This window comes from Algibacter sp. L4_22 (assembly GCF_023473045.1).
In the GTDB taxonomy this organism is placed as follows: Bacteria; Bacteroidota; Bacteroidia; order Flavobacteriales; family Flavobacteriaceae; genus Algibacter.
On record NZ_JAMCOK010000007.1, the window covers coordinates 156,419 to 171,498 of the forward strand.

At 32.8% G+C, this 15,080-nt stretch carries 16 protein-coding genes and 1 tRNA gene; 3 read left to right on the top strand and 14 right to left on the bottom strand.

The genetic code is table 11. The features are described from left to right. Positions 1-5: 5 nt before the first annotated feature. The 11 genes from M4I23_RS17260 to cyoE form a co-directional block, all read right to left on the bottom strand. Positions 6-1,250 (bottom strand): ABC transporter permease, encoded by a 1,245-nt coding sequence (locus M4I23_RS17260; RefSeq protein WP_158845422.1) that lies wholly within the window; start codon positions 1,248-1,250, stop codon positions 6-8. Positions 1,251-1,252: 2 nt separating this feature from the next. Next, complete coding sequence (locus M4I23_RS17265; RefSeq protein ID WP_249755215.1) at positions 1,253-2,437, bottom strand: ABC transporter permease; 1,185 nt, start codon at positions 2,435-2,437, stop codon at positions 1,253-1,255. A 37-nt stretch (positions 2,438-2,474) separates the two neighbouring features. Next, positions 2,475-3,176: an ABC transporter ATP-binding protein gene (locus M4I23_RS17270; RefSeq protein ID WP_249755216.1), complete on the bottom strand. Its 702-nt coding sequence runs from the start codon at positions 3,174-3,176 to the stop codon at positions 2,475-2,477. A 160-nt stretch (positions 3,177-3,336) separates the two neighbouring features. Beyond that, complete coding sequence (locus tag M4I23_RS17275) at positions 3,337-3,555, bottom strand: hypothetical protein (RefSeq protein ID WP_158845431.1); 219 nt, start codon at positions 3,553-3,555, stop codon at positions 3,337-3,339. Positions 3,556-3,608: 53 nt separating this feature from the next. Continuing rightward, on the bottom strand, positions 3,609-4,139 hold the full coding sequence (locus M4I23_RS17280) for a DUF420 domain-containing protein (protein ID WP_249755217.1): 531 nt from the start codon (positions 4,137-4,139) through the stop codon (positions 3,609-3,611). Further along, positions 4,132-4,875: an SCO family protein gene (locus tag M4I23_RS17285; RefSeq protein WP_249755218.1), complete on the bottom strand. Its 744-nt coding sequence runs from the start codon at positions 4,873-4,875 to the stop codon at positions 4,132-4,134. The genes M4I23_RS17280 and M4I23_RS17285 overlap by 8 nt, the downstream gene beginning before the upstream one ends. Before the next feature lie 9 nt (positions 4,876-4,884). Continuing rightward, on the bottom strand, positions 4,885-5,601 hold the full coding sequence (locus tag M4I23_RS17290; protein WP_249755219.1) for a hypothetical protein: 717 nt from the start codon (positions 5,599-5,601) through the stop codon (positions 4,885-4,887). A gap of 192 nt (positions 5,602-5,793) precedes the next feature. Next, a complete protein-coding gene (locus M4I23_RS17295; protein WP_249755220.1) occupies positions 5,794-6,174 on the bottom strand; it encodes a cytochrome C oxidase subunit IV family protein in 381 nt (126 codons plus the stop codon). A 51-nt stretch (positions 6,175-6,225) separates the two neighbouring features. After that, positions 6,226-7,221, bottom strand: a complete 996-nt coding sequence (locus M4I23_RS17300) for a cytochrome c oxidase subunit 3 (protein ID WP_249755221.1) — start codon at positions 7,219-7,221, stop codon at positions 6,226-6,228. Positions 7,222-7,537: 316 nt separating this feature from the next. Further along, complete coding sequence (locus M4I23_RS17305) at positions 7,538-8,119, bottom strand: cytochrome c oxidase subunit 3 (protein ID WP_158845448.1); 582 nt, start codon at positions 8,117-8,119, stop codon at positions 7,538-7,540. Positions 8,120-8,121: 2 nt separating this feature from the next. Then, on the bottom strand, positions 8,122-9,015 hold the full coding sequence (cyoE, locus tag M4I23_RS17310; protein ID WP_262922303.1) for a heme o synthase: 894 nt from the start codon (positions 9,013-9,015) through the stop codon (positions 8,122-8,124). 115 nt (positions 9,016-9,130) lie between these two features. Here cyoE and M4I23_RS17315 point away from each other — a divergent pair, with 115 nt between their 5' ends. Then, entirely contained in the window at positions 9,131-9,997 is an 867-nt protein-coding gene (locus M4I23_RS17315) for an MBL fold metallo-hydrolase (protein WP_249755222.1), read from the top strand. Positions 9,998-10,086: 89 nt separating this feature from the next. Here M4I23_RS17315 and galE read toward each other — a convergent pair whose 3' ends face one another. Next, positions 10,087-11,109, bottom strand: a complete 1,023-nt coding sequence (gene galE, locus M4I23_RS17320; RefSeq protein ID WP_249755223.1) for a UDP-glucose 4-epimerase GalE — start codon at positions 11,107-11,109, stop codon at positions 10,087-10,089. Further along, positions 11,102-12,256, bottom strand: a complete 1,155-nt coding sequence (locus tag M4I23_RS17325; RefSeq protein WP_249755224.1) for a DegT/DnrJ/EryC1/StrS aminotransferase family protein — start codon at positions 12,254-12,256, stop codon at positions 11,102-11,104. The genes galE and M4I23_RS17325 overlap by 8 nt, the downstream gene beginning before the upstream one ends. A 160-nt stretch (positions 12,257-12,416) precedes the next feature. Here M4I23_RS17325 and M4I23_RS17330 point away from each other — a divergent pair, with 160 nt between their 5' ends. Beyond that, the gene (locus M4I23_RS17330; protein ID WP_158845461.1) at positions 12,417-13,652 is read left to right on the top strand and encodes a 3-deoxy-D-manno-octulosonic acid transferase; all 1,236 of its coding nucleotides are present in this window, start codon (positions 12,417-12,419) and stop codon (positions 13,650-13,652) included. A 104-nt stretch (positions 13,653-13,756) separates the two neighbouring features. Beyond that, entirely contained in the window at positions 13,757-14,194 is a 438-nt protein-coding gene (locus M4I23_RS17335; RefSeq protein WP_249755225.1) for a hypothetical protein, read from the top strand. 744 nt (positions 14,195-14,938) lie between these two features. Here the strand turns inward: M4I23_RS17335 and M4I23_RS17340 are convergent. Then, positions 14,939-15,014: transfer RNA gene (locus M4I23_RS17340), tRNA-Phe, on the bottom strand. Positions 15,015-15,080 lie beyond the last annotated feature (66 nt).

Genomic DNA, 15,080 nt, shown 5'->3' on the forward strand with positions numbered 1-15,080 from the left:
ATTGTTTATTCTTCTCTTAAAGCTTCTATTGGTTTAATACTTGTTGCTTTTGTTGCTGGAATTAGGCCTATTAAAGTACCTAAAACGACTAATATCAATAAGGCTGTAAATACTACACCTATAGATACAGATGCGTTTACTAATGCAGCATCGGCTCCCTGCCCAAAAAGATTATCGAGTAGTATTAAAATTAAACCTCCGGAAATAATACCAAACAGGCCTGCTACTAATGTTAAAAACACAGCCTCGACAACTATTTGTCTTTTAATCTCGAATGGCGTTGCACCTAATGCACGACGCACTCCAATTTCTTTAGTACGCTCTTTAACGGTTATTAATAAAATATTACCAATAGCAAAAACACCTGCTATTAATGTGGCAATACCCACAAACCATGTTAAAAATTGCATACCGGTTAAAAAGCCCGTCATTTTAGAAAACTCTTTTCCTAAATTAAAACTTCCAAATGCACGCTTATCTTCTGGGTGAATATTATTTAAGTTTTTCAGTAATAATTTAGAATCTTCTTCTATTTGCTTAATATCATACTCTGGTTTTCCGGTGATCATCATCCAACCTATACGATCGCCTTGATTGTAAATTTGCTGATAGGTAGTAAACGGAATATGCATATCTGTAGATGGCCCCATATTAACGTTACCAGAATCGAACATTCCAACAACTTTAAAATTAATATCATTAATAATTAAATAGGTTCCAATAACTTCGGCATCTTTTTCATAAAGCTGTTTATAAGTATCTTCTGAAATGACTACAATTTTTTTATTGTCATCAATATCATTCTGATTGATAAAACGGCCGTGTATTAATTTTTTCTTTTGAAGTTGATCTAAAAGCGGATAATCGCCTGCCATTTGAAAACTTCCTGATAAAAAATTCTTTGTAACCGTTGCACTTCTTTGATTTCTAGGAAGTACAAACTCGATACCTTCAACATTTTCTTCTATTTTTTTAGCGTCGGATAATGATAATTTCACCTCTCGACCTTCTTGAAAACCTTTAAAAGGTTTCCCTGTACTTTGCCCCCAAACAAAAACACTGTTAGTTGCAAAATCTCCAAACAACACGTTAAAAGAATTCTCTAAACCACGTGCAGAACCAAGTAAACCAATAAGTAATAAAATACCCCACCAAACACCAACCATGGTTAAAATAGACCGTAGTTTGTTTTTGCTTAAGCTATCGAAAACTTCTTGCCAGGTATCTTTCTCTAGTAAAAATTTAAACATAGTTAATCGTTTCTTAAAGCTACAATGGGCTTAATTTGTGATGCTCGTTTTGCTGGTAAATACCCTGCAATGGCTCCCGCAACTATTAATGTAATGGTTGCGCCTGCTACTAAGCTGTTACTTACTCCAGGGTCTTTTATAAAGTAATCTTTTAAAACCGGTGTGGCGAGTTCTAAAACACCAACACCTACCAATAAACCTACATATCCTGCAATAGCCGTAATTATTATAGATTCTAATAAAATAATGGAAACTATAGATCTTGGTGATGCACCTAATGCTTTACGTATCCCGATTTCTTTAGTACGCTCTTTCACAATAAAAATCATGATATTACTAATACCAACAATACCAGCAATTAAAGTTCCGAAACCTATGACAAGTATAATTATGGATAAACTGGTAGTCATCATATCCACTTGTTGTGTGCCTTGCGCCATATTTCTGATACGAATAGCTCGCTGATCACTTCTAGCCACATCAAATTTTTCCTTTAAACTTTTTTCTATTGAAACACCTAAAGCAAGTGCTTCTGTAGAATTCATTTCCGGATTATAAGTTAGATGTATTAAATCTACCAAATCGTTATTACCATAAACACGTTGTATAGTTGTAATTGGCATGTAGATAATACTTTCTTCACTGTCACCTTCATCATCGGTAAAAACACCTACTACTTTATATTGAATTCCGCTAAGGTTAATATATTTTCCAATGGCAGTTTCTTTAAAAAACAATTCATCTTCAACCTTTTTACCAATAACAACTACTTTCGTTTTGTTAGTTAAATCGTTTTGGTTGATATAGCGGCCCTCTTTAACCACATTGTTTTCAATAAACATATACTCGGGATAAACACCACGAAGTTGGTAACTATTCTTTTCGCCTTTAAAAGAAGCATTAACACTTTTATTTACCTTAGAAGTAATAAACTGAACTTTATCGCCGTATTTTTCTTTTATAAATTCGCGGTCTTCGTTTTTAAACTGAATTCTTCTACCAACCTGCATCCCTTTATTAGCTTTGGTTGTTCTTCCCGGATAAATAATAATAGAATTATTAGCATCGGTACCAAAAGCTTCCTGAAAGGTGTTTTGTAAACCATTCGCAATCCCGAATAAAATAGCGAATAGCAAAATGGCAAATGCTACCGTAAAACCCGAGAGTAAACTCCGAGTTCTATTCATATTAATACTTTGGAATATTTCGCGCCAGAGATCTAAATCAAACATAAAGCTTCGCTCTAACTTGTTCTACCATTCTATCTTCGATAATAACACCATCTCTAAGTCTAACATTTCGCTTACACATAGCGGCAATATCTTCTTCGTGCGTTACCATTAAAATCGTTTTTCCTTCATCATTAAGATGTTGAATAAACTCCATAATTTCATGTGAAGTTTTAGTATCTAATGCACCTGTTGGTTCATCGGCCAATAATAATTTTGGATCTGCAGCTAATGCTCTTGCAATCGCTACACGTTGTTTTTGACCTCCAGAAAGTTCTTTCGGCAAGTGCTTTGCCCAATCGGCCAAACCTACTTTTTCTAAATGAAACATAGCTAATTCTAAACGTTCCTTTCGTTTCACACCTTGATAATACAAGGGAAGCGCAACATTTTCTAGTGCCGTTTTGTAATTTATTAAATTAAAGGATTGAAAGATAAAGCCAAGAAATTTATTTCTATAAACGGCTGCTTTCTTTTCGGTAAGATTTTTAATAGGCAATCCATCTAAAACATATTCGCCTTCATCTGCTTCATCCAACATACCAATAATATTAAGTAATGTTGATTTACCAGAGCCTGAAGACCCCATAATAGCTACCATTTCTCCTTCTTTAACAGAAAGATCGATACCTTTTAAAACATGTAAACTTGAATCTCCTATAGGATAGGATTTGTGTAACTGACGAATTTCTAACATATTTTTTGATTGATTGATAAAATGGTTTCGTCTTGGTTAAAAACGACCACTTTATAGTAAGACTACTAAAGCAAAGAAATGTTACAATATTTTATAAAAAAAATAATTATTAATTATTTAACACCAATAAATTCTTATTACAGAACTCAATATCAAATAATTATGTGGTTTTTTTATTGTATTTTTTATAAATAGCAAAAGCTATTCCTGCTACAAGCACATATGGAATAGCCATTAAGTAAACAATACCATCGTTTATACCTTTGGCAGCAGTATGCCCTTCTTCACTTTCCAAAACTGCACGACACATGGCACATTGAGCGTTAGTATCTAAAAAGAAGAGGATCGTAAATAAAAAGAATATTATTTTAGTCTTCATATTATTTTTTATTTGATTAGCGAGTAATTACCCAATAATTAGCTTCTAAGCTTCTAATAATAAGGCGAAATCATTATAAAAACAACCACACCAGAAACAGCCACATATAACCAAAGCGGGAATGTAATCTTAGCGATTTTACGGTGTTTTTCAATATTATTTGTAATGGCACGAACATAGGTGATTAATACAAATGGAATTACCACAATAGACATTAAAATATGTGTTAACAAAATAGAATAATACACATACTTTATCATTCCTTCTCCTCCATATTTAGTAGAGTCGCTCGTCATATGATAGGCAATATACATAACCAAAAACATAAGAGATAAACCAATAGCAAACTTCATTAAACCTTCATGAAGTTTTATTTTTTTATTCTGAATAGCAATAAAAGCCAAAACTAAAACTAAAGCCGTTAAAGCATTAACAGATGCGTAAATAGGTGGTAAAAATACAGGTAATTCGGCATCAATTTTAACACCAAAAAGAATAGCTACAAAAACCGGAATGGCTATAGAAAGCGCAATGATAAGTTTATTGTATTTTTTATCATCTAAAATCTTATCGTCTTTATTCATTTAGTAATTTTTTAATATCTGCCTTTAATGCGCTAATTTCTTCTTTTACGCCATCGTCATCTACTTTCTCGGTTTCCGAAACAATGCCTCGGTAATATATAATTGGATTACCGTAATCGTCAGTTCGAGATCGAATAAAACCATTTTTATCAATTAAAGCAAAATTACCAGAATGCTCAAAACCACCAGCTACATTTTCGGCTTCGGCGGCATATAAATTAAAACCTTGGTTGGCTAGTTTATAAATAGCAGCTTTTTCTCCAGTCATTAAGTTCCAATTTGGGTTAGTAACCCCGTATTTTTCAGCGTAAGCTTTTAAAACCTCGGGGGTATCATGAGATGGGTTTATGGTAAAGGAAGCTACACCAAAATCCTCAAAACCTTCGAAAGTATTCTGAACCTGAACTAAGTTTTTACTCATTCTTGGGCAAATAGTAGGACAGGTTGTAAAAAAGAACTCGATAACATACACCTTTCCTACATAATCCTTATCTGTAATTGTTACACCATCTTGATTGGTAAACGCAAATGCAGGTACCTTTTTTGCTTCACCATTAATTTTAATAAATTCTAAATCTGAAGTTTTAGAAATCGCTTCTTTTTGATCACTTCTCCCTGATTGTCTAGTAATATCATCATTAGAAACTCTATCAACTATTTTCGGGATAAAAATAATTCCGAAAACTAAAATAATAAAAGCGATGCCAATGTATGAGTAATTATTTTTTTTATTCATTTTATAAAATTAATTTTCTGGACCTTTTAAATCAACTGCGCGTCTAATATCCGAATTAAATTCACCTTTACGCTTCTGTCTATATTCTGTAAAAACTATACGTAAATCGTCGCTCATTTTGTTTTTAACCTCGGCAACTTCAATACAATTATATCCATTTAGTCCATAAACCGGACTCGATTTCTCTAATTCCCTATCCGTTCTATCATCTATACGTCCACGTTGGTTTAGATCTTTATCAATAATAAAAACATCATCTACAGATAAATCATTCTTTAAATCCGTTTTGCTCTTCAAACTAAAGTAAACTCGTTTAATATCTGCAGGATCTCCATAAACAAAATGCCAGAACCTAATATCATCATACGTATTTATTTCAGCTATAAGTTGCTTAACTTCTGCTTCGGTCCCTTTAGGCATAACGATAACCATTTGGAATTTTTTAAACCCTCTAAACTTATCATAAATCAATTCCTTTAAGTTAGATGCTGCAATGGCATTTTTCATTGGTTCTTCACCCAAGAAACCTAAAACAGTTATATGATCTTTTAAAACAATAGGTTCCTCTGTATCCGATGTAAACGCATCTAAATCTAATACATTTTCGTTAACAATATCCAATGGTTGGTAATTGTGTGTAGAGGGATATAACACTAATAAAAACGCAACAGGAAGAAAAAACAAAATTCCCAACACGGCATAGCGACCAACTTTTTTTCTATCCATAATTTAATACGTTTTCGGCATTTTTCAGCATAATGCAAAAATAAAAAAAAGACAGTCCAAAAACCGTCTTTACATTGTTAATTTATCTTAATAAGATATCTTTAAAAAAAAAGATCCCGCCTTTCAGCGGGATTAATTTATATAAGTTATTTAAAATGTTGCAAAATCAGCATTTTACAATGTCCATTCTAATTAGAAATCTCTTTTTATGTATCCGTTATCATACACTCTAAAAACGTAACCACCTTCTTGCAATAAGATAAATACTAGGTATGCAATCAAGAAAATAGCCGTCCATACAACCATACGTTGTAAACTTTTTGTTTCATCACGCATGTGCATAAAATCCCAAGTAATATAATAAGCTTTTACTATCGTTAAAATAATGAAAATCCAGTTTAAAGCTTTCATACCGAAAACAGATCCAGATAAAGATTCTGGCTTAACTATACCTAAAATAACCTCTACAACCGTTATAAACGTTAAGAGTATTAAAACACCCCAAATTTTCTGAGTATTTGTTTTAAACTTAACTAAACCTTTAAATATTTCTAATTTATGCTCGTGTGCCATTTTTTATGCTTTTTATATTTCCTATAATAGGAACTGAAAATATATATTTTATTAAACTAAGTAGAAGAAAGTAAAGACAAATACCCAAACTAAATCTACAAAGTGCCAGTATAAACCAACTTTCTCAACCATTTCGTAGCTTTTACGTTTTTCGTAAGTTCCTAATACCACATTAAAGAAAACAATGATATTAATAATAACACCCGATAATACGTGAAAACCGTGAAAACCTGTAATAAAGAAAAAGAAATCTGCAAACAATGGCGCACCATATTCATTAGCTTTCAGGTTTGCACCTTCAACATATAATGTTCCGTTATTCTTTAAAGTTTTTAAAGAATGATCTCTACTTAAAACAATTTTTTCTCCAGACTCTTCGTCTATATAATGTGTACGCACTAACACATTTTCATGCGCTTCCATACCTTTTAAAACTTCATTCACATCGTAAGCAGGTATACTACCTTCGCCAACAAACCAAAGTCCGTTTTTTCTTTCTTGTAATGTTCTTTCTTTGTGTGTATCAACAACTGCAAAATCCTTAACAGCAATACGTTTAAAAACTTGTTCGCCATCTTGCTCTACGTACTCTCCAAACTGTAAAATGTTTCCACCTTTAGTTTGTACTGCACCATATTCACCTTTAATAAAGGTATTCCATTCCCAAGCTTGAGAACCCACGAAAATTACACCTCCTATTACAGTTAAAAACATGTAAATAGTAACTTTTGCCTTGTTTAAGTGGTGTCCAGCATCTACCGCTAATACCATCGTTACCGACGACATAATAAGGACAAACGTCATAAACGCCACATAATACATAGGTGCATCTACACCATGTAAAAACGGAAAGTGAGTAAACACTTCATCGGCAATTGGCCAAGCATCAATAAATTTAAATCTAGAAAATCCGTAAGCTGCTAAAAAAGCCGAAAATGTTAAAGCATCCGATACGATGAAAAACCACATCATCATTTTACCGTAACTTGCCTTTAACGGTTCATTCCCGCCATTCCAAGTTTTGCCTTCTGCTACTGCTGTACTCATATATAATTGGTTGTTATTTAAAAGTTGGACAAAAATAATCATTTTATTTATCTAATAAAATATCCAACACAAAATTTTAAAATATTCTCTTTTTACCCCTCAAAAACCTTTAGGGCGTTCCCCATGGGTCGGGCTTTCACTACTCAATCTTTTTGTTTTTTAGCAAAACAAAAAGGATTTCAAACAGGCCGTTCAATCCCTAACGCGAGCCTATTTGCAAAACTAACACTTAAATTCTTAGGCATAACTATTCTTACGAAGAAATTGTTAAACACCTTTAAAAACAAGCGATAACAAATATTCACCTATCCTAATTCTATCTCACAAAGTATAAAAACAGAAATAAATACACCCATAGAATATCTATAAAATGCCAAAATGTAGCTGCCAATTCAAAACCTAACATATTTGTGGCGCTATACTTTTGTTTAAAATGATTATAAATTACAACCAACAGACAAATTAACCCAGCCACAACATGTATAATGTGTACTAAAGCAATTAAATAAATGTACGACATGGTAACATTACTCGTTGGTCCTGTAAAATTATACCCTAAATCTATAATTTGTCTAAAACCAGCAAACTGATTATAAATAAACAAAATACCTAAAGCTAACGTGACCAACAACCACATGCTCGTTGCTTTGTGTTGCCCGCTTTTTAATGCTTTTTTAGCCAATAAAAACGTAATACTACTAACAACAATAACAACCGTACTAATAATAAAAGCGTTTGGCAATTTAAAATCACCTAGCCAATCGGGACGTGAGCTACTTACAATAAAAGCACTCGTCCATCCCATAAAAGACATTATAAGTGAAATAATACCGAACCAAAGCATCATTTTCTTAGCTCTGCCGTGTTTCTCCTCTGTTGTTCCTTGAGTTAAATCCATGATTAACTTATAAATTTATCGATAACATAAACAATTTGCACCAAAGTAATGTAAGCCACACTGGATAACATAAGTTCTTTAGCAGACTGCTCTGTCATTTTTTTAAATAATTGAATAGCATAATGTAACATTCCCAGTCCGAGAATAAAAACAATAACTGCCGCAACAATAGATAGATGCAGGCGACCAGTAAAACCAAACACCGGAATTATTGAAATTAAAATGGTCCAAATTGTGTACATAATAATTTGTACTGCTGTACCTCTATCTTGTTTTCCTGTGGGTAACATAAAGAAGCCACCACGTTTATAGTCTTCAAACAAAAACCAACCAATAGCCCAAAAATGTGGAAATTGCCAAAAAAACTGTAGAGCGAATAAAGTCCCTGGCTCCATACCAAAATGATCTGTAGCAGCGACCCAGCCTAACATAAACGGAATAGCACCAGGAATAGCACCAACAAAAACCGAAATAGGTGTTTTTGTTTTTAAAGGTGTATAAACACAGGTGTATATAAAAATAGAAATAGCACCAAACATAGCGGTCTGCTTGTTTATGGTGTATAAAATAGTAAGTCCTAAAATGGTGAAAATTGTTGCTATAACGAATGCTGTATTTACAGACATGCGCCCAGCAGGAATAGGTCTATTCTTAGTTCTGTTCATCAACACATCCAAATCCTTTTCAATAATTTGATTAAATGCATTAGATGCGCCCACCATAAAATAACCACCAAAAGCCAGTAAGGTTAAAGTTTTAAAATCGACTGTATCTACACCAAGCAAGTAACCAGCAAGAGAAGAAAACACTACGCTTAATGCTAATCGCATTTTTGTGATTTCCTTAAAATCTGATATTAATCCCGGATTTTCTATAGTTGTTTTAGATCTGCCCAAACTTGTTTTTAATAGTGCATTTTATATTGCGAGTGCAAAGATACTCTATATTAATAATTTGAGCAATATTGATTGCATTTTTAATATCTTTAACCGAAAGTAATACCCTTATACCATGAAATTATTTAAATCAATTCTAGCTATTTATATCCTTTTAATCAATTTCTCGATGTATGCGCAATCGAAATTTGATAAAGTCAATATTAAAACGACTCCATTGTCAGAGCATATTTACATGCTCGAAGGTAGTGGCGGTAACATTGGAGTTTCTATTGGTAACGATGGTGTTTTTATAATTGACACGCAATTTGCACCACTAACTCCAAAAATATTAGATGCCATAAAAAAACTAAGCAACAAACCAGTTAAAATTGTCGCCAATACACATCACCATGGCGATCATACCGGTGGAAACGAAAACCTAGGTAATTTAGGAGCAACTATAATTGCACACGAGAATGTTAGAAAACGTCTCCTAGAGCAAAGTCCGAAATTAGCATTACCAGTAATTACTTTTAACGACAAACTAAACATACAAATGAACGACGAGCAAGTCGTGATTTTCCATGTTGAAAACGCCCATACCGATGGTGATGTTATGCTTTATTTTACAGAAAGTAATGTTTTACATACTGGAGACACTTTTTTTAACGCACGCTATCCTTATATAGACATAAGTTCTGGAGGTAGTGTAAATGGCTATATTAATGCGGTAAAATCTGGATTAATGTTTGTTGACGATGACACTAAAATTATTCCAGGACATGGAAACCTAGGGAACAAAACGGAGTACACAACCTTCTTAAACATGTTAGAAACAATAAAAGTTGCCGTTTTAGAAGAAATAAGTAAAAACAAAACAGAAGACGAAGTCGCTGCTAATACATCGATTACCAAAATTTACGATGACTTAGGTTACGGCGACCATTTTATAAATAGCGAAAAAATGAGACGCACATTTTATATAAGTTTGAAAGAATAATTATAAAGTACTAGACTAAAACCAATAAAAAAGCCGTTTGAAAAATGAATTTCAAACGGCTTTTTAAATATCTATGATTATCTAAAAATCTATTTCCCTCTTACTTTACATTCCCACTTCCAAGCAGAACGCATAGCATCATCTAGCGATAATTGGGTTTTCCAACCTAATTCGTTATTAGCTTTATTAGTATCCGCATAAGCTGAAATAATATCACCTTCTCTTCTACCTACAATTTTATACTTGAGTTTTTCACCTGAAACTTTCTCGAAAGATTTAATAACATCTAGGACAGAACTACCTGTTCCCGTACCTAAGTTAAAGGTTTCGTAACTAGATTTATTCTTGTTTTCTAATAAACGTTTTAAAGCAATTACGTGTGCTTTTGCTAAATCTACTACATGAATATAGTCGCGAATACACGTTCCATCTGGTGTTGGATAATCTTCACCAAAAACAGAAAGCTCATCACGTAAACCTATAGCGGTTTGTGTAATAAATGGTACTAAGTTTTGCGGTACTCCTATTGGCAATTCTCCAATTTCAACAGATTCATGAGCTCCAATCGGATTAAAATAACGTAAAGCAATCGCTTTCAAATTTGGAGACACTTTACAAGTGTCCTTAATAATCTCTTCACCAATTTGCTTCGTGTTTCCGTAAGGAGACTCTGCTTGTTTTACGGGTGCATTTTCCGTTATAGGCAACTCATCCGCTTGTCCGTAAACGGTACAAGAAGAACTAAAAATAAATCCTACCGATGGTAGTTTTCTTAATTCTTTTAAAATGTAAACTAACGTCCCTATATTATTTTCATAATACTTCAATGGCTCACTTACACTCTCTCCAACAGCTTTACTTGCTGCAAAATGTATCACTCCTTTTACATCGCTATGCTTTGCAAAAAAGGCTTCAACTTTATCTTTTTCTTTTAAATCTAATTTTTCAAACACGGGTTTTTTCCCAGTAATGGCTACAATACCATCTAGTACTTTTTCTGAAGAATTTGATAAATCGTCAATAATTATAACTTCGTAACCTTCGTTTTGTAATTCTACAACAGTATGCGAACCAATAAAGCCAAGCCCACCAGTAACTAATATTTTATCCATTTATAAATTTTATTATAGTTGATGTTATATATTCGATTTGATCGTCCTCTAACTCGGTATGCATAGGTAACGAAATAACATCTTTTACCAACTGATTGGTTACACCAAAATCGGCTTCGTTATAACGAGAATCTAAATATGCTTTTTGTTTATGTAACGGAATTGGATAATACACTCCACAAGGAATATCATTAGCTTGCAAGTGCTTAACCAAAGCATCTCTATCAACACCTTTTACTCGTAAAGTATATTGATGAAAAACATGACAGTCGCATGTATCGCAAATTTCAGTACAATTATTAGAAACCTGAGGCGTTATTATACTTGAAACACCTTCAAAAGCTTTAGTATACTTTCTTGCGGCTGCTTGTCTTGACTTATTATAAGTATCTAAATGTGGTAATTTAGCATTTAAAACCGCTGCTTGAATACTATCTAAACGTGAATTTACACCAACAACATCATGATGATATCGCTCGTACATACCATGATTTACAATACCACGAATGGTATGCGCTAAAGCATCATCATTTGTAAAAATAGCTCCACCATCTCCATAACAACCTAAGTTCTTAGAAGGAAAAAATGAGGTAGCACCTACATTCCCTATAGTTCCCGCCTTTACTTTTTTACCGTTTTTATAAGTGTAATTAGCTCCAATAGCTTGCGCATTATCTTCAATTACAAATAAATTATTGGCTTCTGCAATTTCCATTACTGCTTCCATATTGGCACATTGTCCAAATAAATGTACAGGTACAATGGCTTTTGTTTTTGGCGTAATCGCCTTTTTTAAAGCTTCAATATTTATATTGAAATCACCTTCATTTACATCAACTAAAACCGGTGTTAATTGCAACAAAGCAATAACTTCAACAGTAGCAGCAAAAGTAAAATCGACTGTTATAACTTCATCTCCGGGTTTTAATCCCAAACCCATCATAGCAATTTGTAAAGCATCGGTACCATTAGCACATGGAATAACATGCTTAACACCTAAATACTGTTCTAAATTACTTTGAAATTTGTGAACTTGTGGTCCGTTTACAAATGCGGTAGTCTCAATAACTTCCTGAATAGAAGGATTAACGACATCTTTTATATCGTTGTACTGACCTTTAAGGTCAACCATTTGAATTTTCTTCATCTAAAATAAATTAAAGTCTCCGTTTATATATGAAAGACTCATTTTAATGAACTCCTTTAGTTTGTTTATTCTTAATTAAACAGCTACGAAATTACAAAATTCATAAACGTTAAGCAATGAATTCCTTTTAAAGAATGTATTTTAGCCCCAAAGAAAAAAATTGCATTTTATTTATAACATACTCATACATCTTGCAGATATAGTGCTTAAAGCTATTTCGCCATTTAACCCTAAAATTAAAAACGGAGTTATTGGAAGAAAAAACACGTTTAAACTTTTAAATAGCGTACTTAAAAAAGACGACAAAACTTTTTGGTTTCATTGCGCTTCCTTAGGTGAATATGAACAAGGACTACCTGTTTTTAAGAAATTACGAACACATTATCCCAATCATAAAATTATACTTTCCTTTTTTTCTCCGTCTGGTTACGAAATCAGGAAAAACTCTCCAATTGCAGATATAGTAGTCTACTTACCCATAGATACTAAAAAAAATGCAAAAGCTTTTTTGGATATAGTACACCCAGAACTCACCATTTTTGTAAAATATGATATTTGGCCAAACTTTTTAAATGAAGTTAAACGCAGAAAACTACGAGCCATTCTTATTTCGGCTGCATTTAGAAAAAATCAATCTTATTTTAAATTCTATGGAAAAAATTTACGTCGAGCATTATTTGCGTTCGAACATATTTTTACACAAAACGAAGCTTCTAAAACCCTACTTGAATCTATAAATTATAATTCTGTTTCGGTTTCAGGAGATACACGTTTCGACCGAGTTTACAGTCAGCTAGAATTAGACAACAATTTAGATTTTATTAAAACCTTTAAAGACAACAAACTTTGTGTAGTTGCCGGAAGCACATGGCCTGAAGGCGAAAAATTATTAACAAGTTATATTAATTCTAAACAATTAGATCAAGTAAAATTCATTATTGCACCTCATAATATAAAGGACGGACAAATAAATCAATTACAGCAAAATTTAAAGGTTGATACAGTTTTGTTTTCTGAAAAGGATAATGCCAACCTAAAAACAGCAAGCGTATTTATTGTAAACACCATTGGCATACTCACAAAAATTTACAATTATGCAGATATTGCTTATGTTGGTGGCGCCATGGGAAACACAGGATTACATAACACTTTAGAACCTGCTGTTTTTGGAATCCCTATTATAATAGGAACAAATCATGAAAAATTTCCAGAAGCACAGGCCATGATAAATCTAAAAGGTTTATTTTCAGTTGGAAATCAACAGGAATTTAACACAGTTCTAGATAAATTAATCGAAAATTCCTTGTTTCGAAAACAATCTGGTGAAAATAATTCTTCATATATCAAAAAAAACAAGGGTGCTGTCGTCCAAATTATCGACTATCTACGTATATAAGCTTGAATTTAATACTGAAATTGTAAAAATTAAGAAAATTTAACATATTCAATTTAAAAGATATTAGATTTGTTCTTTAAATTAAAACACTAAAACACAAAAAAATGAAAAAATTATTATTAAGTACAGCTTTATTAGTAGCTTTAAGTATCTCTTTTACATCTTGTAGAGATGAGAAAAAAGATGGTTCTATTCAAGACGCAATGGAAAACGCTGCTGATGCTACAGGAAATGCTATTGAAAATGCTGCAGAAGCTACAGGTGATGCTGTTGAAAACGCTGCATCTGCAACTGGAGAAGCTGTTGATGGAGCTGTTGAAGCTACAGGTGATGCCGTAGAAGGTGCTGCAAAAGCAACTGGAGAAGCTGTTGATGGAGCTGTTGAAGCTGCTGGAGATGCTGCAACTGCAACTGGCGATGCTGTAAATGATGCTGCTAAAGCAACAGGTGAAGCCGTTAACAAAACTGTTGACGCTGCTGGTGAAAAATTAGACAAAGCTGCCGATGCTGTTAAAGCTGAAGCTGATAAATTAAAGCACTAATATTTATTATTACTTTAAAAATTTTAAGAACCACCTTTAATTAGGTGGTTTTTTTATGCCTAATTTTAACAATATTCAGAAATATCAAAAACAATCCTTGGAAAATTCGAGATACACAACTTACAGAATATTAGAATAAAACTTAGACGAGATGCAATAAATCCTGAAAATGAATAAACCAAGATTAAAAGCAAAAACTATACACTTCAGATATTTAAGAATATAAACACAAGAAAACAACTACTTACTAAAATCAGGCAGTTACTATACAAAGCACCTTCTAATTAGATAGAAAGCCAGAACCTAAGACGCAAAATAATGTTTAGTGAATATCAAGATATTAAAACTGATTTCGAATTAACACAGAGCTTAGAAATATGTTTAACTCAGCTAAATCAATAAAAACAACTTATATAAAAAAGTACATTGACACAAAACATGGAGCAATAAGAGCTATCAACTCTTTAAAACAACTGTAAACACAATAAAACAAACTACCGCCCCTTATTAAACTGTTTTATAAACAGAAGCATTCTCGCTCGCTCGATTCAACTGAACATTCAATACCCCAAAAAAACATTTATACTTTAACTTAGAGGCGTGAGAAACCCAGATTTTTTTCTTTATAGATTATCTACAATTTTTGCATAAACACAACAATTAGTCTTGATCCATTTTTAGTAATATCCAAAGTAGTAATTTTTTAAAACCAAAAAACCCGACTCAATTGAGTCGGGTTTTTTATGGTGGTGCCTCCAGGAATCGAACCAGGGACACAAGGATTTTCAGTCCTTTGCTCTACCAACTGAGCTAAGGCACCATTGCTTTGTTAAGCGGTTGCAAATATATACTCTATTTTAGTATCTGCCAAAAGAATTTTCAAAAA